Origin of the sequence: Pseudomonas viridiflava (assembly GCF_001642795.1) — a bacterium.
In the GTDB taxonomy this organism is placed as follows: Bacteria; Pseudomonadota; Gammaproteobacteria; order Pseudomonadales; family Pseudomonadaceae; genus Aquipseudomonas; species Aquipseudomonas viridiflava.
In genome coordinates, this window is the sequence record NZ_LKEH01000015.1 from 39,676 (window position 1) to 59,958 (window position 20,283).

Sequence of the window (20,283 nt, forward strand, 5' to 3'; positions counted from 1 at the left end):
GGCGGCTTGCCGGCGACACGGTATGCCAGGAAAATCGCGTCATCGTTCATCGCCGGCAAGCCGCCTCCCACAAAGGTGTCAGGCAGCCTTTTGCGCGCTGCAGTCCGAAAACAGAAAAGGCGCCTCGAGAGGCGCCTTTTCAGTCTTGCACGGTCTTGCTTACGCGTTGTAGCGCTGCAGAACCAGTGTGGCGTTGGTGCCGCCGAAGCCGAAGCTGTTGCTCATGACGCGATCGAGCTTTGCGTCTTCCCGGGTTTCCAGCAGGATCGGCATGTCAGCGACTTTCGGGTCCAGCTCGTCGATGTTGGCGGAGCCGGCGATGAAGTTGTTCTCCATCATCAGCAGGCAGTAGATCGCTTCGTGAACGCCAGCGGCGCCCAGCGAGTGACCCGACAGGCTCTTGGTGGAGCTGATCGCCGGCGCTTTATCACCGAAGACTGCACGTACACCATTCATCTCCATTTCATCGCCGACCGGGGTCGAGGTGCCATGGGTGTTCAGGTAGTCGATCGGGCCATCAACGGTCGACAGGGCCATCTGCATGCAGCGGATGGCACCTTCGCCGCTCGGTGCGACCATGTCGTAGCCATCGGATGTCGCGCCGTAGCCGACGATTTCCGCGTAGATCTTCGCGCCACGTGCCAGAGCGTGTTCCAGCTCCTCGACCACGACCATGCCGCCGCCGCCGGCGATGACGAAACCGTCACGCTTGGCGTCATAGGCGCGGGAAGCCTTTTCCGGCGTCTCGTTGTACTGGGTCGACAGCGCGCCCATTGCGTCGAACAGGAACGACTGGCTCCAGTGTTCTTCTTCACCACCGCCTGCGAAGACGATGTCCTGCTTGCCCAGCTGGATCTGCTCGACAGCGTTGCCGATGCAGTGAGCGCTGGTGGCGCAGGCGGACGAGATGGAGTAGTTCACGCCCTTGATCTTGAACGGCGTGGCAAGGCAAGCGGAAACGGTGCTGCCCATGGTCCGCGTGACGCGGTAAGGGCCGACACGCTTGACGCCTTTTTCACGCAGGATGTCCAGCGCTTCCATCTGGTTCAGTGTCGATGCGCCGCCGCTGCCGGCGATCAGGCCGGTGCGCACGTTGGACACCTGCTCGTCGGTCAGGCCGGCGTCAGCGATGGCGTCTTTCATGGCCAGATAGGCATAGGCTGCCGCATGGCCGACGAAGCGGTAGATCTTGCGATCGATCAGTTCTTCAAGGTTGAGGTCGATGGAGCCGGCAACCTGGCTACGCAGACCCATTTCGGCATATTCCGGCTGGAATTTGATGCCAGGGCGGTTGGCACGCAGGTTAGCGGTGACGGTGTCTTTGTCATTGCCCAAGCAGGAAACAATACCCAGACCAGTGATAACGACGCGGCGCATGCGATTACCCTTAGAAATTTTCAGTGGAAGTGAACAGACCGACACGCAGACCTTCGGCGCTGTAGATTTCGCGACCATCAACGCTCACGGTACCGTCGGCGATTGCCAGGACCAGTTTGCCGCGCATGGTGCGTTTGATATGGATGTTATAGGTGACTTTTTTGGCAGTCGGGAGGACCTGGCCGAAAAACTTCACTTCACCTGAACCCAGGGCGCGGCCGCGGCCGGGGTTGCCTTGCCAGCCCAGATAGAAGCCGACCAGCTGCCACATGGCGTCAAGGCCCAGGCAGCCCGGCATCACCGGGTCACCTTCGAAGTGACAGGCAAAGAACCACAGGTCAGAATTGATATCGAGTTCGGCGACCAACTCACCCTTGCCGAACTTGCCGCCTTCTTCGCTGATGTGCGTAATGCGGTCAACCATCAGCATATTGGGGGCGGGCAGTTGCGCATTACCTGGGCCGAACAGCTCGCCACGACTGCAGCGCAGCAGGTCTTCCCGGGTAAAGGCGTGTTGTTTGGTCATGCGAGCTCCTCAATGATCTTGTGCGGCAGGTTGGGGCGCCACTGGCCCAAACGCCAGTCCTGGCGGACTAAATTGCCAGGACTATGTCCGGCAGCCTACTCATAGACTGTTGCGTTGTAATGAAAGTCACAGGACAGGAGAAATCAAAGTACACCTGTGCACTGAATTTTGTCACTCGACCGACGTTCAGGGTCGATCAGGCTGTCAAGACTGCCGCAATTTAACATTTATCGCCAGTCACAGGTGTCCGAAAGAATAGCCAGCGACGTAAAACCTGCTGTAAATCAGCGTGTTTGAAGGGTTTTGCGAGATAGTCGTCCATGCCCGCCTGTAAACAGGCGTCACGGTCACCCTGCAATGCATTCGCCGTCAAAGCGATGATGGGCAGCTGTTCGAGGCCTTCCAGTTGCCTGATACGGCGCGTGGCCTCATAGCCGTCCATGACCGGCAGTCGGCAATCCATCAGAATAAGGCCGTATTCGCCTGCGGCGGCCATGTTAACAGCCTCGGCACCATCGACGGCGACGTCCACCCGGCACCCCAGGTTGTGCAGCATGGCCTGAACCACGGTGCGGTTCACCGGATTGTCTTCGACCAGCAGAACACTGCGCTCCTTGCCCGAAGCGTCCAGTGCCGACAGCGGTTGGCGAATGTCGACGGGCAGGTGTCGTGATATCGGCAGCGGTATCTGCAGGGTGAACAGCGAACCCGCGCCTTCTTCGCTTTGCGCACGCAGGGTGCCGCCCATGCGCTCGGCCAGGGTGCGCGCAATCGGCAGGCCAAGGCCGGTGCCGCCATAGCGTCTGGAGATGGAACTGTCAGCCTGCTGGAAGGCGTCGAACATCGATTCCAGCATGTCGGCATGAATGCCGATGCCGCTGTCCTGAACCGTGCAGGTGAACTGCAGCCGGTCGTCTTCGATCAGGCTCCAGCCCGCCTTGATGCAGACGCTGCCTTGCTCGGTGAACTTCAGCGCGTTGCCGATCAGGTTGACCAGAATCTGCCGGATACGTGTCGGATCGCCGATGACGGTCAGCGATTCCAGGCCTGGCTGGACCTGCAGATTCAACTGCAGGTTGCGCTGCTGTGCATTGTGGTTGAAGGCATGGGTGGATGCGTTGACCAGTTCGGCCAGATTGAACGCGATTCCCTCCATCTGCAGCGCGTCGCGTTCGATGCGCGAGAAATCGAGAATGTCGTTGATGACGCGTAACAGATGCTCGGTGGACTCGGTGGCGAGCGTGGCGTATTCGCTCTGCTCGTCGGTCATGCGGGTCGTTTCCAGCAATTGCAGCATGCCCAGCACGCCGTTCATGGGCGTGCGCAATTCATGGCTCATCATCGCCAGAAAGTCGGATTTGGCGCGGTTGGCCTGTTCCGCTTCCTCTCGGGTCTGGATGAGCTGGGCCATGGAGCGTTGCTGCTCCAGGCTGGCCTTGTCCAGATTCGCTGCCAGATTATTGATGTGCCGCGCCAGCGCCCCGAGTTCGGCATCGTCACTGACCGGCAGCGGCGTTCTGTAGTCTCCCTGCTGAATGGCCTTGAGGGCTTCACCCATGCGGCTGATCGGTCGCGACAGACTGAGCGCAAGGCGTCTGGCCAGCAGGAAAGTAAACAACAGTGCGCACAGCGCCAGGATGCCGGCCTTGAGCAGGATTTCCTGCTGGCGTCGGTTGAAGGCTTCGCTGGACATGCCGACCAGTACTCGGCCCAGATAACGCTTGGAGCCTGCCGCCGATAACGGCTCTCCCGTCGCAGGTGTCTTGTGCACCACCAGATGCTGGGCGCGTACCGGTGCCTGGAAAATTTCCATCTGGCGCGTCTGGTGCTCGTTCTCCCGAGGTTGGTCGATGTAGACCAGAACGGTGTTGGAGCTGTCCTGAATCTCGACATAGCGAACGCTGGGCATGGACAGCGTGGCGCGCATCAGGCCTTTGAGGCTTTCGGTGTCGCCGACCAGCAATCCGGGCTCGGCGGCAGGCGCCAGCTGGTTGGCGATGAGTTGGCCGGTGTGGTTGAGTTCCTGACGCAGATCCTGAATCCGCACGAACGTAAAGAACCCGATCAGCAGGACCGTCAGCAGCAAGGCCGGGCCGAGACTGATCATTTGCGTGCGGGTGTTGATGTCCCAGTGACGAAACGTCATTGCCAGCCCCGTTCGGCGGCGGCCTGTTCCTGAAATTCGACTGATGCGTCCATGCCGGTGCGCTCGCGGGTTCGTATCAATGCATCGGTGGCATCGTTCCGGATGCTCAGGAAAGCCGATGTTCACGATAATGCATTCAGTGTCCGCGCATGTTAACCGAGATGGAGGCAGTTTCCAGACACCTTATTGTTTGCTGACAGGCTCTGGCGCGTTTGACGCTGGCCGACGACGCAACGCTCCGTATAATGCCGACATCGCCAATCAGTGGCCCAGGATGGAATGATTTATGACCACGCAGCAGCCTGTAGCGGTTCTTGGTGGCGGCAGCTTTGGCACCGCCATCGCAAATCTTCTGGCCGAAAACGGTCACCAGGTTCGCCAGTGGATGCGTGATCCCGAGCAGGCGGAGGCCATCCGCATCAATCGTGAAAACCCACGCTACCTCAAGGGCATCAAGGTCCGGGCTGAAGTGGAGCCTGTGACCGATCTGGCCGCAACGCTTGAAGGCAGCGAGCTGATCTTCGTCGCGTTGCCCTCCAGTGCCCTGCGCGGTGTGCTTTCACCTCACGTCGAATGCCTGAGCGGCAAGATGCTGGTGAGCCTGACCAAGGGTATCGAAGCGCAGACCTTCAAGCTGATGAGTCAGATTCTCGAAGAGATCGTCCCGCAGGCGCGTATCGGCGTGTTGTCCGGCCCGAATCTGGCGCGGGAAATCGCCGAGCATGCGTTGACGGCCACTGTGGTCGCCAGCGAAGACGAGGCGCTGTGTCAGCAGGTGCAGGCCGTTCTGCATGGTCGTACATTTCGGGTTTACGCCAGCGCCGACCGGTTCGGTGTCGAGCTGGGCGGGGCACTGAAAAACGTGTACGCGATCATCGCCGGTATGGCCGTGGCGCTGGACATGGGCGAAAACACCAAGAGTATGCTGATCACACGCGCCCTTGCCGAAATGACCCGCTTTGCCGTTGCTCAGGGTGCCAACCCGATGACCTTTCTGGGGCTGGCCGGGGTCGGCGACCTGATCGTGACCTGTTCGTCACCCAAGAGCCGCAATTATCAGGTCGGGTTCGCGCTGGGCCAGGGTCTGACCCTGGAGGAGGCGGTCACGCGTCTGGGCGAGGTCGCAGAAGGGGTGAACACCCTCAAGGTGCTCAAGGTCAAAGCCCAGGAGGTGCAGGTCTACATGCCACTGGTCGCGGGCCTGCATGCCATCCTTTTCGAAGGTCGTACGCTCAATCAGGTGATCGAGGCGCTGATGCGCGCCGAGCCCAAGACGGACGTCGACTTCATTTCAATCACGGGCTTCAATTGAAATCACGTCAGCCGGGAGAAGGATCTTGAACCAGTCGAACACCCAGAAGAACGAATCCATCGCGCTGCGCATCCTCTGGATGCTGCTGTTCATCATTGTATGGCAGGTCGCAGAAGTGATGTTGGCAGGCGTGGTCATTGTGCAACTGGGCTATCGCCTGATCTACGGCGCACCCAGCGGCAGCCTCATGAACTTTGGCGACAGCCTCAGCCAGTTTCTGGCTCAGATCGGCCGTTTCGGCACCTTCCATTCGGATCAGAAGCCCTGGCCGTTCGCTGACTGGCCGACGCCACGTGCCCCGGAGGGCGAAGCTGCGCATTGTGTTGCCCCGGCGCCGCATCCGGTGCGTGACGAGGAGCCGAAGCTATGAAGGTCTGGGTGTTGCGCCACGGCGAAGCCCAGTCCCGGGCGCGCAGCGATGCCGAGCGGGAACTGACCGATCATGGTCGAGAAGAAGTGCTCAAGAGCGCCGTTCACCTGAGCGACAAGCCGTTGCAGAAAATACTCGCCAGCCCTTATGTCCGCGCGCAGCAGACAGCCGGGCTGGTTCACAAGTCGCTGGGCTTCGATGACGCGGTCGTGACCGTGCCATGGCTGACACCGGACAGCGATCCGCGTGAGGTTCTGGAGCAACTCGCGTCGCTGACTGTCGACGAAGTCCTGCTGGTCAGCCATCAGCCTTTGGTCGGTGCCCTGATCGGGCTGCTGGCCCACAGCAGTTACCAGCATGCCGAACCGATGAGCACGGCCAGCCTTGCCGAGCTTGAAGGCGATCATGTGCTCGCAGGTGGCATGAACCTCAACAGTATTCGCCACGTGCGAGCGGACTGACAAGTCGGCCGCTCGCCCTGTGAAAAACCAGCGTCACCCCACCATAAAAAGGACTGAACATGAGTGTATGGCGTGTCACCCCGGATATCGATGCCCTGATGAAGGCGCAGAAGAACACCATCGGCGAAGTGCTTGATATCCGCTTCGAAGCCTTCACGGACGACTCCCTGACCGCCAGCATGGTGGTCGATCAGCGCACCCATCAACCCTTCGGCCTGCTGCACGGTGGCGCGTCGGTAGTGCTTGCCGAATCACTGGGTTCGATGGCCAGCTACCTGGTTGTGGATCCGGGCAAGTTTTTCTGCGTTGGGCTTGAGGTCAACGCCAACCACCTGCGTGGCGTGCGGTCCGGACGCGTCACAGGTGTTGTAAAGCCGGTGCACCTCGGCCGTACCACCCATGTCTGGGATATCCGAATCACCACTGACGAAGGCAAACTGAGCTGTATCTCGCGCCTGACCGTCGCGGTGGTGCCACACGGGCAGGAACCACCAGCTCGTTGATGGATGCGGGCTGCTGACACTTCGGCCTATGGATGGCCGGAGTGACACCTTCGATGGCAGTTCCAATCGTTGTCGTGGCTACGCGAGGGTGCGCACAATTGCTACTCGTCCGGCCCCTGAGTCTATCAGCATGCCCCAGTCCGTGTTCTTCGCCCACGCCAACGGCTTTCCTTCGGCCACCTACGGCAAGCTGTTCGCTGCGCTGGGGCCTGAATATGCAGTGGCACATCTGGAACAGCATGCCCATGATCCGCGTTTTCCCGTGGACGACAACTGGCGGAATCTGGTTGACGAACTAATCCATCATTTGCGAGAGCAGGCCGAGCCGGTGTGGGGCGTGGGCCATTCGCTGGGCGGGCTGTTGCACCTGCATGCCGCCCTGCGTTGTCCCGAGCTTTACCGAGGGGTGGTGATGCTCGATTCGCCGGTACTGGGGCTGGCTGATCAGTTGTTTATCCGTGCTGCCAAACGCCTGGGGTTTATTGACCGGATCACGCCTGCGGGGCGAACGCTGGGGCGTCGCGAGGCCTTTGCCGATCTGGAATCGGCCCGGGCCTATTTTTCCAGCAAGACGCTGTTTCGCCGGTTCGACCCGGAATGTCTGGACGCCTATCTGCAGCACGGCCTGCAACAGGATGGCGAGCAGTTGCGCCTGCGCTTCGATCCGGCCACCGAGATCAGCATTTATCGCAGTATTCCGCACACCAGCCCCGTTCCGTCGCGTCAGCTCAAGGTGCCGCTGGCAATGGTGCGTGGCAAGCACAGCCGTGTGATCATGCCGCACCATGGCTATCTGGCCAGGCGCATGCGTGAAGGCGAATACCTGTCGATGCCGGGAGGGCACATGTTTCCACTGGAGCGGCCGGATGAAACGGCGCAGTTGCTCAAATCGCTGTTCATGCGCTGGGATGAACGCAATGCAAGACGTCTCGCACAGAAGAGCTTGGCATGACCTGTGCTGTCGAGGAGGTACGACTGAGCCTTGGGCACATTGAGCTTGCTGCGCATCTGTTCGGCCCCGAAGACGGACTGCCGGTCATCGCGTTGCATGGCTGGCTCGACAACGCCAACAGCTTTGCCCGGCTTGCCCCGAAGCTTGACGGCCTGCGTATCGTGGCACTGGATCTGGCCGGGCACGGTCACTCCGATCACCGACCGGCAGGTGCCGGGTACGCGTTGGCCGATTATGTGTTCGACGTCCTTCAGGTCGCCGAGCAGTTGGGCTGGTCGCGCTTCGCGCTGCTCGGGCATTCGTTGGGGGCAATCATTTCGGTCATGCTGGCTGGCGCGCTGCCTGAGCGGGTTACTCGGCTTGCGTTGATCGACGGCCTGATTCCTCTGACCGGCGAGGCTGACTCTGCCGCTGAACGAATGGGCACTGCGCTGCAGGCGCAATTGGCGCTGCCCGGCAAGAAAAAACCGGTTTATCAGAATCAGGACCGGGCCATTCAGGCGCGCGTGAAGGGTGTGGTGGCGGTCAGTCGCGAGGCCGCCGAGTTGCTGGCGCAGCGCGGGCTGATGCCGGTGCCGGGCGGATACACCTGGCGCAGCGACAGCCGCCTGACCCTGCCTTCTGCGACGCGCCTGACCCACGAACAGGCCATGGCGTTCATCAACAATGTGAGATGTCCGACGCAACTGGTCATCGCCCGCGAGGGCATGCTGGTGAAAAAACACGACGTGATCGAGCGTCTGCCTTTCGGCATCGAAACCTTGCCGGGCGGCCATCATCTGCATCTGGATGACGAGGAGGGCGCGTGCGCTGTTGCACGCTGTTTCAATCGCTTCTTCGCTGCTTCTTGACTTGCGGTCGGCAACTGCCGACGCTGAGCAGGTTGAAACAGGAGCCAACCACGATGGATCAATCCTCCACTCTGCAAGATTGCCTTGTCGGCAATGCCCCTCATGTTTTCCTTTCGTCTGCCTGCCAATGAGAGCACTCATGCGTGTATCCAGTGTTCCATTCGTTGCACTCCTTGCGTCGGTCTTCAGTGCCATGGTGGGTGCTGCCGATTTGCCGGGCAGTCAGGATTTGCAGATTCTGCCGCGTCTGGCTGACTCGGAAATCGTCGACTATCGCCCCCGCGCCGAACTCGAACGTGTCTACCCGATGGGCTCGATCCGCAAGATCAGCGGCCAGCTGCGGTTCGATGGTCAGGTCAGTGCGCGAGGCAATCTGACGTCGGTTACCTATCAGCTGCCTGCCGAGCATTCTTCTGACGACGCCTTCACCGCAGCGCGCGAAGCCTTGCAACAACAGGGTGCCGAGTTGCTGTTCTGGTGCCAGGCCCGCGACTGTGGCGAAAGCAGCCTGTGGGCCAACGAGGTATTCGGCAACTCCAAGTTGTATGGCGCCGATGACCGGCAAGCGTATCTGCTGTTGCGTCTTGCTGAACCCAATACGGATACGCTGGTTGCGCTTTACAGCATCACCCGTGGCAATCGCCGCGCCTATCTGCATGTCGAGCAGTTCGAGTCAGCCGCGCCGCTGGGTGATCTGCTGCCCACCTCGGCCACCTTGCTGCGTCAACTCAAGAGCACCGGCAAGCTTGATCTGCCAAGACTTGGTGGCGAACCTCAAGAGGGCTGGGTGACGTTGATCTCGCGTGGGCTCAACCTCGACAGCACCTTGCGAGCCACCGTGTCCGGGGCCAACGCTGCTGCATGGCGCGATGCGCTGATCGCCAAGGGTGTCCGTGCTGCACGACTGGAGACCGGCGGTGCCGATAAAAAGGGCGTGTCCATCGAGGTGATTCGCTAGCATTCCACGTTCTGCCCATGACGAATACGGCTGACGCCAGCCGTGTTCGTCTTTATGCTCGCCACTTCCGATTCCTTCTCGCAGGCCCTTCATGTTCAACAATGATCGTCTACTGGTTCAGATCCTGCTGCTGGCCCTGTTCGGCGCTTGCCTGTGGGTGATGGCACCGTTCTGGTCGGCACTGGTCTGGGGCGCGGTGCTGGCGTTTGCCAGCTGGCCGCTGATGCGCCTGCTGACGCGCTGGTTCAAGGGGCGGGAATCGCTGGCGGCACTGGTGATGAGTCTGTGCTGGCTGCTGTTGGTGGCCGCGCCGCTGGTATGGCTGGGTTTCAACCTGGCTGATCACGTGCGCGATGCCACGGCGTTTGTCAAAGATGTACAGGTCGACGGTCTGCCGGATCCGCCCACCTGGCTGGCAGGCATTCCGATCGTGGGTGAGCGGCTGGTGGGTTTCTGGACCACCATCGATCAGCAGGGCGCAGCCTTCATGACCACCGTCAAACCCTATCTGGGTGAGGTCGGCAACTGGTTGCTGGCGCGCAGTGCGCAGATCGGCGGCGGTATTCTCGAGCTGACCCTGAGCATCGTCTTTGCGTTTTTCTTCTACCGCGACGGCCCGCGCCTGGCGGCGTTCGTCCTCAGCCTGCTGGAACGTCTGATCGGCGACCGAGCCCAGTATTATCTGGATCTCGTTGCGGGTACGGTTCAGCGCGTGGTCAACGGTGTGATAGGCACGGCTGCTGCCCAGGCGGTGCTGGCACTGATCGGTTTCCTCATCGCGGGCATTCCCGGCGCTCTGGTGCTGGGTATTCTGACGTTCCTGTTCAGCCTGATCCCGATGGGCCCGCCACTGGTGTGGTTGCCCGCTACCGCCTGGCTGGTCTGGCAGGGCGAATATGGCATGGCTGTATTCCTCGGCATCTGGGGCATGTTCATCATCAGTGGCGTGGATAACGTGCTCAAGCCGTACCTGATCAGCCGGGGCGGCAACCTGCCGTTGGTGATTGTGTTGCTGGGTGTTTTTGGCGGGCTGCTGGCGTTCGGGTTCATCGGTCTGTTCATTGGGCCGACGTTACTGGCGGTGGCTTATAGCCTGTTGACGGATTGGGTCGGCAGCGAGCGGGCGCGAACGCCGCGTTGAATGGACGCTTGCGCAGGTCAGTGACGTCGCAGGGCCAGAATCTGCGGCGTCCGGGTCTCAATGACGTGGCAATTGCAGCACCGCCGTCAGTCCTCCACCCGGCGTCTGCTCCAGCGACAATTCCCCCCCGATGCGTCGCGCCGCTTCGCGGGCGATGGTCATGCCCATGCCGACGCCACCGGAGTTGCGATTGCGCGAACCTTCCAGTCGATAAAAGGGCTCGAACACGCTTTCATGCAGTTCAGGCGCGATGCCGGGGCCATGATCGACGACCGAAATCTTGACCCGATCAGCGCCGTCCTCTATCACGATCTTCGCGCTGCCTGCGTAGCGCAGAGCGTTATCGACCAGGTTCTGCAGGCATGAGCGCAGCGCCATGGGCTGGGTTTTCAGCGGCTTGCACTGGCCTTCGTATTGAACATCGTCGCCATTGTCCTGCGCGTTTTCGGCCTGTGACTCGATCAGCGCCTGCAAGTCCAGTTGTTGCAGGACTTCGGTCCGGCGGTGTTCGTTGAGGTAGGCCAGGGTCGCGTCGAGCATGTTGATCATGTCGTTGAGGTCCTGGGTCATCTGCCCGTGCAGCCTGGGCTCCTCGATCTGTTCGACACGCAGCTTGAGCCGCGACAGGGGCGTGCGCAGGTCATGAGAGACCGCTGCCAGCATGCGCCCGCGTTGCTGCATCTGCTCACGGAGCTTGTGCTGCATCAGGTTGAAGGTCTGCGCCGCCTGACGGGCTTCGCGCGGGCCGGAGATTTCCAGCGGCGGGCTGTCGAGGTTTTCACTCAGTCGTTCGGCGGCTTCGCTCAATCGCTGCACAGGACGGCTCAGGGCCTTTGCGCCATACCACGCCGCGATGATCAGGGTAATGAACTGAAAGATCAGTGGCACGACAGGACCGCCCAGTAGCGGTGGTCTGGGCGGTCTGCGTCGCTCGTCCGGATAATCCGGGCTGCTCTGATCGTGCTGAGCAGAAGATTCACCCCCTGGCGGAGGCTGCATAGGGTGCATGCCGTAATTCATGAACCAGATGAACGCCAGCAGGTGCGCCAGCAGGATGGCCAAAAGCGCACCGCCGAAGAGGCGGGCGAAGAGCGTATCGAACCTGCGGATCAACCCAGGTCCCTGGCATCGAACAGATAGCCTTCGCCACGTACGGTCTTGATCAGTTGCGGGTTCTTCGGATCGTCGGCCAGCTTCTGGCGCAGGCGCGAGACCAGCAGGTCGATGCTGCGGTCGAACGCCTCGATCGAACGACCACGGGCGGCGTCGAGCAATTGCTCGCGGCTCAGCACGCGATGCGGACGCTCGAGAAACACCCGCAGCAGCCGAAATTCGGCGTTCGACAGTGGCACCACAAGGCCGTCAGGCGAGATCAACTGGCGCAGCACGCTATTCAGGCGCCAGGTATTGAATCGGATGGTGCTGCGCTGATCGCTGCGTTCATCGCGAACCCGGCGCAGTACGGTCTGGATGCGTGCTACCAGTTCGCGGGGCTCGAACGGCTTGGCCATGTAGTCGTCTGCACCCAGTTCCAGGCCGATGATTCGGTCGGTGGGTTCGCAGCGGGCGGTCAGCATCAGGATAGGGATGTCCGAGGTGCTGCGTAGCCAGCGGCACAGCGACAGGCCGTCTTCGCCGGGCAACATCAGGTCCAGCACGACTACGTCAAAGCTTTCTTCGCTAAGGGCAAGACGCATCTGGGCACCGTCAGTCACGCCACGTGCCTGAATATTGAAGCGCGTCAGGTAATCGCACAGCAGTTCACGGATCGCCACGTCGTCATCGACGATCAGGGCGCGCACTGCCCAGCGCTGCTCGGGGGCGGTAGTGTCGGATGAGTTCTCGGTGAATGCCTGCATAGTGCCTGTGCTGCCTGTTGATGCTGCCATGGTTGGCCGCTGTTGATGATTCAGGCTCCCGTCATACCGATTCGCCGGGAGGCGCGGCGAGAGGGTGGGGCTTCTGATTGTCATCGGCATGTCGGGAATGTATCGGAGTTGATACACCTAAGAATTTTTACCTCATTTCTGTGCCTGCACCTAGCGTTTCCAACAGTATCGACAACGCCGCTGTCCACGTTAAATGGCGTCTGTACGGCCGCGCAACCGAAGTGTTGCTGCGTGCCGGCAGGTCGCCTTCTCGGTCATGAAAGTCCGTTCAGGCCCATGTGTCATTGCCCGTCGGTCCGGCGGGTCTTCGTCAGGGAGACGCATTGATGACTGTATCAAAACCTCAACCCGAACTGACCGCCGCTGAGCAGGCGCGGCAGTCCTATCGAAAAAAACGTTCCGAGGGCTCACAGAAAAAGGTGGACCTGGATCAGCCCGACGTCGATGGCGTGCTCGGGCTTATTGATGGAGATGACAGGTACCTTTGGCCCAGAACTCAGTGGGGAAAAGACTGGACGATCAGGATTCCAAACTCTGTACAGCTGAATCCTTATGAACAACTGCATTTCATCATGAATGGAGATCGACTGGATATTATCGACCTGCCTGATCCGGTGACCCCTGACATTCGCGTATATGTGATACCCGCAGATAAATTCGAATCCGAAGGCGTCTACAAGATTGAATATCTGCACGCAAATGGTGATGGCAACATAATTGGTTCGGCTTCCCGGTCAGTGACTGTCGACCATACGGCGCCCAACGGAAATATTCCAGGGCAGGCTCCCGGCTTGCCGCAAGACGTCATCGATAACGGCCTTACACTGGCGTACTTCGATGCTCATGCGACGCTTGATATCAGTATCCCTCGTACCAGCGATATCATTGCCGGCGATGAGATTCGAGTGTATTGGGGTCCGGTTGGTCCCAAAAGCATGGCCGATCCGATAGACCACGTCGCATCCATTACCGTCTCAAAGGATCAAGCCTTGCCAGGAGCCGCTGATCCGGTCATAAGCCTTGACGCTGATCTCGTCAAAACACTTCAGGATGGCCCGATCGCAGTGCTTTATCGCTATGTTGATCGAACCGGCAACCTTGGTCAGCCCTCAAGATGGCAGGAGATCTATGTTGATCTTGATCCGCTGCCGGAAAGTCTTGTGGCGCCGCTGGTACCGTTGGCAAATGATGGTTTGATTGATCGTGCCGACGCGCGTCTGGGCGTGCGCGTGGAAATTCCCGCGCCAGGTTATGGCAACCCGCAACCAGGCAAGGACATGATTGAGGTCAATTGGGAAAACACCACGGTTCCAGCGGTGCCTCTGTCAACCTTTCCGATGCTGATTTTCATTGACTGGCCTACCTTGTCGGCAGAGGGAGCGCTGGACGCGCGCAGCTTCAAAGTGAGTTATAGCGTGGTCCGGGGCGCTGCCAAGACAAGCTCTCCGGAAATTGACATCTCTGTGGATTTCACCGTGGCAGGTGTCAATCCAGATCCGGATCCGGATCCCGAAGGGCCTGATCCGATAAATGACAAGCTGCCACCGGTGGTCATCAAGAGCCGCGGGCCTGTAGATAACGAGCTAAGCGAGGAGGACAAGGGGCTGGATGCCAAGGCGCTGGTGACGCCAAATCCTGTGATCGCCGGACAGAGCCTGCGCCTGTTCTGGGGGGCGTTGATACCTCATGTCGATGAGGTGGTTATTACCGACCCGCCCGCCGATCCCGTTGAGTTCACAGTGCCTTGGGACAAAATCCAGCAAGGTGGCTACAACGAACAATTGCCGGTCTATTACAGCACCTGGAATGGCGTCAACGAGCAGCAATCCCCGCGTACCCTGGTAAAGGTGACTATCGTCGAGTCGGAAGAACTCGCAGATGTAGAGTTTCCAGACCGGTATTCCGGAGGAAATCCGGCCATTCCGGTGATCAACTGCTGCTCGAAACCCTGGGACGGAATCAAAGCCAGGATCCCGGGGGATCGGGTTAGTTTCGAAGTGGGTAACACAGTTGATGTCAGTTGGCAGGCCTATGATGACTCGCAAGGTAACTCGCCTATTCCTGGAACGGCCTATTCGGCGCCCACTGTGACGCTGGATGACGACGCAGTGAGGAACGGTTTTACCATCACAGTGCCTTATATTGATTACATCGAGCCCATCGTGACGCGTGGCAGTGGCCGCGTCACCTACGTGTTGAAGAAATCGCCAACCCAGATAAGTGTCAAATCGACCCTGGTCGTTGTAACGCGCGTACTGCCAGGCGAGTTAAACCTGTGCACACGGGAAGAGCCGGGAGTTTGCGATATCCCCGATCTCTCTGAATGACGGCCTGCGACGCGGCTTGACAATTGAACTGTATTGAATACGGCAATGCCTGATGATTGTTGCGGGTGGGTATTGCCGATTTCGACTCAAAGGGTCGCGAAATCGAAGCGTCCATCCTTTCTATTGCGGGCTACCCGATTTAACTAAGCCGATGAACTTATAGTTCAAAACGTTCTGTTGCGTTGAATTCCAGGCTTTAAACTTAGAGGCTGACGGCATTATTACGTAGGACGAGTCCTACAATAACATCAGATTGGTCTTGCATAAGCTTGAGGTGCAAGCATGTAGTCTGCGCGGCCGCTCACTTATGAAGCGCCCGGCTGGCGTTGCCCTATGCGTATCAGCTGCCCATGGCCTCAAGGATATTATGTATGTCGATCGCCGATTTGTTCATTCGTCGCCCCTTGCCTGCTGCGATCAGCCTGACGTCGCTCTTGCCGGTTTTTCTCTTCAGCCATACGGCGCTGGGTGCCACTATTCCAGTCAAGGGCATTCTTGACATTGATCGACTCAGCAATAGTAATAACTACATCGTGACCGAGGGGGGAACGCTGAATGTCAAAGGTGGAACCCAGCACGGCTCGGTCATTGTGCGGAACTCCACCCTGACAATGACCGCCGGATCCTCGATCGAGTACGCCGATTTGTCGTTCGGCTCATTGTTCACGATGACAGGCTCGACGGTCAGAAGCGGAACGACGTTGAACGAAAGCCTGGGAGCGATCGCCGACAGTACGCTGCTCAACAGCACGGGTAGCGGCCTTTCCCTTATAAGGCAGTCAAGCAATACCTTCGGCTCGACCGTGACCCTGACCAACAGTACCAGCACTGGCGTGACTGCCGGGGCTTCGGTGACGCACTTCAGCCTGCTCGATCTGCAGAACTCGACGTTGACCGGCAACGGTACCAGCGGTTTGGGCCTGCGTTTGATTGCAGGAGCGGCCGAGGCGAGCGGCAGTAGCATTACCGGTACTAAGCAGGGTGTGCTGATCGTCGCAGAACAGGGTTACAGGGAGGGTTCGTTGAGCCTCGATGCCAGCCAGGTGACGGGGCAGACCGGTGCTGCGATAAGGGTCGCACAATCGAACCCGGCAAGCGCTCTACCCATCGCCGTCATCAATGTGAATAACGGTTCCACCTTGACGGGCGGCAACGGAAATATCCTCGAAACCGCGGACGGGTCGCACGCTACCCTGAACGTCAACGACAGCCGCCTGAACGGTAATGTCCAGGTTGATGCCAGCAGTACGGCCACCGTCAATCTGAACCAGAGTAGCCTCACGGGCGATATCGTTGCCGAGTCCGGCGGTACGGCCAATGTGCACCTGGACAACGGCTCTCTACTGACCGGTCGTCTTGAAAACACTCGCAGTGTAGCTGTCGGCAACGGGTCGCGGTGGACGATGGTCGACAACGGCAACGTCGAAAACCTCGTGATGAACGGCGGTGCCGTCCAGCTCGGCGAGGCTGCCGCGTTTTACACCCTTTCGGCCGCCAATCTGTCTGGCAGCGGCACCTTCAGGATGGATGTGGACTTCGGCGGGGCGCAAACCGATTTTATCGACATCACTGGCAGCGCGACGGGCAGCCACCAGTTGCTGGTCGGCAGTACTGGCAGCGATCCGACTACCGACACCAGTCTGCATGTGGTGCATGCTCAAGCGGGTGATGCCAGTTTCGCGCTGGTCGGCGGACGCGTGGACCTGGGCACCTGGTCTTATGACCTGATCAAGCAGGGCGACAACGACTGGTAGCTGGACGCTACTACCCGCACGATCGGTCCTGCACCGCAGACAGTTCTGGCCCTGTTCAACGCCGCACCTACCGTGTGGTACGGCGAGTTGAGCAGTCTGCGCACACGTATGGGTGAGCTGCGCGCCAATGGTGGGCGCTCAGGCGTCTGGATGAGGTCTTACGGCAATAAATTCAATGTGGCCAATGCATCCGGCTTCGGCTACAAACAGGTGCAGCACGGAACTGCTTTGGGAGCGGACGGCAGCATACCGACCTCTAACGGGCAGTGGCTGGCAGGCGTGATGGCTGGGCAAAGCACGTCCGACCTGGATCTGGGAGCCAATGGCAAGGTTGACAGTTATTACGTGGGCGCCTATAGCACCTGGCTGGACAGCCAGAGCGGCTATTATCTGGACGGCGTGATCAAGCTGAACCGCTTCAACAACAAGGCGCGAGTGAATCTCAGTGATGGTACGCGCACCAAGGGGGACTACAGCAATTCCGGCGTTGGTGCGTCCGTTGAGTTTGGGCGTCACATCAAACTGGACGGCAGCTATTACGTCGAGCCCTATACCCAACTGATCGGGGCATTCATCGAAGGCAAGGATTACGAGCTGGATAACGGTCTGCGTGCCGAGGGTGATTCGACCCGCTCGCTTTTGGGCAAGGTGGGTGTCACAACAGGGCGCAACTTCGATATGGGGCAGGGCCGGATCGTTCAGCCATACCTGCGCGTCGCGCTGGCACATGAGTTCGTCAAAAGCAATGAAGTGAAAGTGAACGACAACCGGTTCGACAATGACATTTCCGGTTCACGCGGTGAGCTGGGAGCTGGCGTCGCCGTTGCGTTTTCCGAGCGGCTGGAGGCGCACATGGACTTCGAATACAGCAATGGCAGCAGCATTGAGCAGCCTTGGGGTGCCAACGTCGGACTCAGGTACAACTGGTAATTCGCCAGAAATTTCTACCGCATCCAAAGGGAAGGCCAGCAGGTCTTCCCTTTTTTCGTATGTCTCATCGACGACCTGGCAGATCTGCCAGTGTTTACGCCACGGGTCAGCGTGTTAAATCTGGATCTTGAAGAATTGATGCCGATTTCATGACGCTATGAAACCGGATGGTGAGGGCGCACATGACCGACTCCACTCCAAAGCAAGAACTCGCGTTACCTGTTGTCGCCGATTTGATGGCTGACGATTCCCGATGGGACGAAACGGGTCTGCTGCCCGCCTGCTTGGCGACCTCGCCATTGCGGATCGAAGTGCCTGCCTGGGGATACACCCCCAAGCCCAATGAGCGTTTTTATCTCAACATATTCTGGGATGAAAAGCTGCTTGACAGACGAGAGCTGGATGGCGGGGTGCCTACCTTGCCTGCGAACGACCTGATCTTCGACATACCTGTTGCGCAATTGACCCAAGGGGCGCATGAGCTTCATTACGTGGTGGTCAATTCAGATGGCAACTCCAACGATTCGTTGAGACAGATCGTTACGGTGGATGTGATCGCCCCTGTACTGAACGCCGCCTCCGGCCAGCTGGAGTTCGACACTGCGACTATCACGGAACAGTATCTGAACGACCATGACAATAAAGTCATTGGCATTGTGCCTGTTTACAGTGGCGGCAAGGCAGGTGATGTGGTGACTTGGTACTGGAGTAAAAGTGCCTTCAATTTCACTGAGGCTGATGTGGTTTCAACCAGGATCCTCGAGCGAGAAGAAGTGGGCAAGCCGGTCGCGCTCGAGTTTGGTGGTGACATGATTCTGTCGCGCAAGGATGGAACGCGTTACGCGTTCTACAGACTCCGCGATCGGGCGGGCAATCTCAGCCCGTATTCCCGCCCCTTTGAACTTGAGGTCAAGGCCCAGCCTGCACCTCGCGTACTGCCTCCCCCGAGAGTCACACAAGCGACTGGCTCGGCAGCAACCAGCACGCTCAACCCGATACATGCCATCCACGGCGCCACGGTAACAATACCTGACGACGCTGTGATCCGTGCCGGAGAAACAGTCTCGGTGCAGTGGGCGGAGCCAGAGAGCGTGGGTTCCTATCTCACGTCAAAGGAGGATGCGAGGACGTTCACCATCCCGTCCACCTGCATCGCGCAGCACTTCGGAAAATCAATTCCGGTCTATTACGAGGTGCACGAAAGCGGTGTCGCGGATCCTCACGTTTCGAACACTCACACCTTGAAGGTGTTGACGATCAGCGGCTTTCCCGTGGTGCAGTGCGACAAGGTCTCGGGCGGGCGATTGAGTCTGGGCAGCATTGCAGATGGCGGAAGGGCCCTTTTTACGCTGGGTAGCTGGCCGTTCATGGACACCAGCCAATTCATCACCATTCAGGTTATCGGCCTGAGCGTCGGAGGACAGAACCTGACCATAGATGTCTTGAAAGAGTCTCCGGTCCCCCATGTCGCCGATACCATCGATGTCGGACACATCACCAAAACCGACCTGCAACGTTTCAAGACAGGTGGTCTGCTGGAAGTGCGCACGAAGGTGAGTTTCGATGAGAAAGCCAGCTGGATGCCATTCGGGTCGCTGAGGCCGACGCTGTCCAACTGATCCGGAAAGTCGGCTATCGAGCGCGCACCACTAGCGGTAGGTCATCGTGAAACTGAGCGCTCCTTTTGCCAGCCCCGGGCGAATTTCGCTTCTGGTATGGGTCTGGTAGAAACGGGCATTGAAATTGAGCGTGGTGCTGCCCGGCGTAATCGTGACCAGAGGCACTTCTGCCTGCAGCTCCATCGGCGTAACACCATCTGCCTTGAGGATCTGAATCCCCATGCCCTCTGCTCCCGAATCGCTCGTCAGGCTGAAAATGCCGTTGCTGGCCGGCCCAATAGGTGTTGAGCCATTGACGCCGTCCAACTGGATGTGTGCGGTGCTCACGAACGCGCCGCTGGCATCGGTCTCGCAATTGCTCAGGGCAATGCTGAAAGGAACCGGGGGGGTGGTAAAGCCTGGTCCTGTAAAGTCCGAGCTGTCCCATTCACCCAGTTGTACCGGATCTGCACTGACCGGGTTGCTGCCTACAGTGCACTGAGCCTGGATGATGGTGCCGACCAGTCCGTATCTCATGATCCTGCCCAGCGTCGTGACGCTGCCGGACCAGAGTTCGCCACCGTCCAGTTGATGCGGGCCAGGCGGGATCGGTCCGGTCTTCACCAGTGTGATCACATTAGTCAGGTACGTCATGCTGAGCGAAGTCAGCATGTGCTGGTGGTCGTTGATGCCGAGGTAGGGCACCGTCGGATTTCCCCCCACCGGCAAGAAGCAATTGGCGCAAGGGCCAAACGGGTTGGTGAACGGATAACCCAGTTTGATCCTGACACCGACGCCTGGAATATTGGTTTGCACTATTTTGCCGGTTACATCTTCACCATTGATCGGGTCGATTACGCCCGGAAAGATCGGTGCAGTTGCGACCGCGTTGAATTCGAGAAGCACCGTGCCGTTGTTGCCACAGGCTGCGTGCAGGTTGGCCAGATCAGTGCTTCGTGCGCTCATGTCCACCGTACCGATAACGCTGCCGATGCGTGCATCCCGGGGGATATACAGCGTGCCGATGTCGCGACGGAAGTCTTTGATTCCAGGGTTGGAAACCCAGTAACAATCGTTGTTGGGGTTTTGCTTTTGCGGTTGTGCCTGGACGCTGGCACCGTAGAGGACACCAAGGGCGATCAGGCCCCGTGTCAGGCGCTTCATTGGGTCGTTCATCAAGTATTCCTT

The 20,283-nt window shown here is 59.2% G+C and carries 16 protein-coding genes and 1 pseudogene; 11 read left to right on the top strand and 6 right to left on the bottom strand.

Annotation, left to right across the window (positions count from 1 at the left end; translation table 11 throughout):
- Positions 1–159 precede the first annotated feature (159 nt).
- The 3 genes from fabB to AO065_RS00560 form a co-directional block, all read right to left on the bottom strand.
- Positions 160–1,377: a beta-ketoacyl-ACP synthase I gene (fabB, locus tag AO065_RS00550; RefSeq protein ID WP_004882567.1), complete on the bottom strand. Its 1,218-nt coding sequence runs from the start codon at positions 1,375–1,377 to the stop codon at positions 160–162.
- 10 nt (positions 1,378–1,387) lie between these two features.
- Positions 1,388–1,903: a 3-hydroxyacyl-[acyl-carrier-protein] dehydratase FabA gene (gene fabA, locus AO065_RS00555; protein ID WP_004882566.1), complete on the bottom strand. Its 516-nt coding sequence runs from the start codon at positions 1,901–1,903 to the stop codon at positions 1,388–1,390.
- A 220-nt stretch (positions 1,904–2,123) separates the two neighbouring features.
- A complete protein-coding gene (locus tag AO065_RS00560; RefSeq protein ID WP_004882565.1) occupies positions 2,124–4,049 on the bottom strand; it encodes a response regulator in 1,926 nt (641 codons plus the stop codon).
- A gap of 286 nt (positions 4,050–4,335) precedes the next feature.
- On the opposite strand from AO065_RS00560, the gene AO065_RS00565 reads away from it, so the two are divergent.
- From AO065_RS00565 to AO065_RS00600, 8 genes are all read left to right on the top strand, one after another.
- Positions 4,336–5,361 carry an NAD(P)H-dependent glycerol-3-phosphate dehydrogenase gene (locus AO065_RS00565; protein WP_004882564.1) on the top strand — a complete coding sequence of 342 codons (1,026 nt, stop codon included), beginning with the start codon at positions 4,336–4,338 and terminating at the stop codon, positions 5,359–5,361.
- Between the two features lie 25 nt (positions 5,362–5,386).
- Entirely contained in the window at positions 5,387–5,731 is a 345-nt protein-coding gene (locus tag AO065_RS00570) for a DUF4389 domain-containing protein (RefSeq protein ID WP_004882563.1), read from the top strand.
- On the top strand, positions 5,728–6,192 hold the full coding sequence (gene sixA, locus AO065_RS00575) for a phosphohistidine phosphatase SixA (RefSeq protein WP_004882562.1): 465 nt from the start codon (positions 5,728–5,730) through the stop codon (positions 6,190–6,192). The genes AO065_RS00570 and sixA overlap by 4 nt, the downstream gene beginning before the upstream one ends.
- A gap of 59 nt (positions 6,193–6,251) precedes the next feature.
- Positions 6,252–6,695, top strand: a complete 444-nt coding sequence (locus AO065_RS00580; RefSeq protein WP_004882561.1) for a hotdog fold thioesterase — start codon at positions 6,252–6,254, stop codon at positions 6,693–6,695.
- Between the two features lie 130 nt (positions 6,696–6,825).
- Entirely contained in the window at positions 6,826–7,647 is an 822-nt protein-coding gene (locus AO065_RS00585) for an alpha/beta fold hydrolase (RefSeq protein WP_004882560.1), read from the top strand.
- Entirely contained in the window at positions 7,644–8,498 is an 855-nt protein-coding gene (locus tag AO065_RS00590) for an alpha/beta hydrolase (RefSeq protein ID WP_004882559.1), read from the top strand. Before AO065_RS00585 ends, AO065_RS00590 begins: the two co-directional genes overlap by 4 nt.
- A 127-nt stretch (positions 8,499–8,625) precedes the next feature.
- Positions 8,626–9,456, top strand: coding sequence for a DUF4892 domain-containing protein (locus AO065_RS00595; RefSeq protein ID WP_032651099.1), 831 nt, complete (start codon positions 8,626–8,628; stop codon positions 9,454–9,456).
- Positions 9,457–9,547: 91 nt separating this feature from the next.
- The gene (locus AO065_RS00600; RefSeq protein WP_004882557.1) at positions 9,548–10,597 is read left to right on the top strand and encodes an AI-2E family transporter; all 1,050 of its coding nucleotides are present in this window, start codon (positions 9,548–9,550) and stop codon (positions 10,595–10,597) included.
- A 57-nt stretch (positions 10,598–10,654) separates the two neighbouring features.
- On the opposite strand, the gene AO065_RS00605 is transcribed toward AO065_RS00600, so the two are convergent.
- Positions 10,655–11,710: a sensor histidine kinase gene (locus AO065_RS00605; RefSeq protein WP_004882556.1), complete on the bottom strand. Its 1,056-nt coding sequence runs from the start codon at positions 11,708–11,710 to the stop codon at positions 10,655–10,657.
- Positions 11,707–12,456 (bottom strand): response regulator, encoded by a 750-nt coding sequence (locus tag AO065_RS00610; RefSeq protein ID WP_004882555.1) that lies wholly within the window; start codon positions 12,454–12,456, stop codon positions 11,707–11,709. Before AO065_RS00610 ends, AO065_RS00605 begins: the two co-directional genes overlap by 4 nt.
- A gap of 356 nt (positions 12,457–12,812) precedes the next feature.
- Here AO065_RS00610 and AO065_RS00615 point away from each other — a divergent pair, with 356 nt between their 5' ends.
- The 3 genes and pseudogenes from AO065_RS00615 (at position 12,813) to AO065_RS00625 (ending at position 19,116) form a co-directional block, all read left to right on the top strand.
- Positions 12,813–14,813: a hypothetical protein gene (locus AO065_RS00615; protein ID WP_004882554.1), complete on the top strand. Its 2,001-nt coding sequence runs from the start codon at positions 12,813–12,815 to the stop codon at positions 14,811–14,813.
- Positions 14,814–15,184: 371 nt separating this feature from the next.
- Positions 15,185–17,497 (top strand): annotated as a pseudogene (locus AO065_RS00620) (autotransporter outer membrane beta-barrel domain-containing protein).
- A gap of 182 nt (positions 17,498–17,679) precedes the next feature.
- Positions 17,680–19,116, top strand: a complete 1,437-nt coding sequence (locus AO065_RS00625; RefSeq protein ID WP_004882553.1) for a hypothetical protein — start codon at positions 17,680–17,682, stop codon at positions 19,114–19,116.
- 30 nt (positions 19,117–19,146) lie between these two features.
- Here the strand turns inward: AO065_RS00625 and AO065_RS00630 are convergent, their stop codons facing one another.
- Complete coding sequence (locus AO065_RS00630; RefSeq protein WP_032651106.1) at positions 19,147–20,259, bottom strand: fimbrial protein; 1,113 nt, start codon at positions 20,257–20,259, stop codon at positions 19,147–19,149.
- Positions 20,260–20,283: the final 24 nt, after the last annotated feature.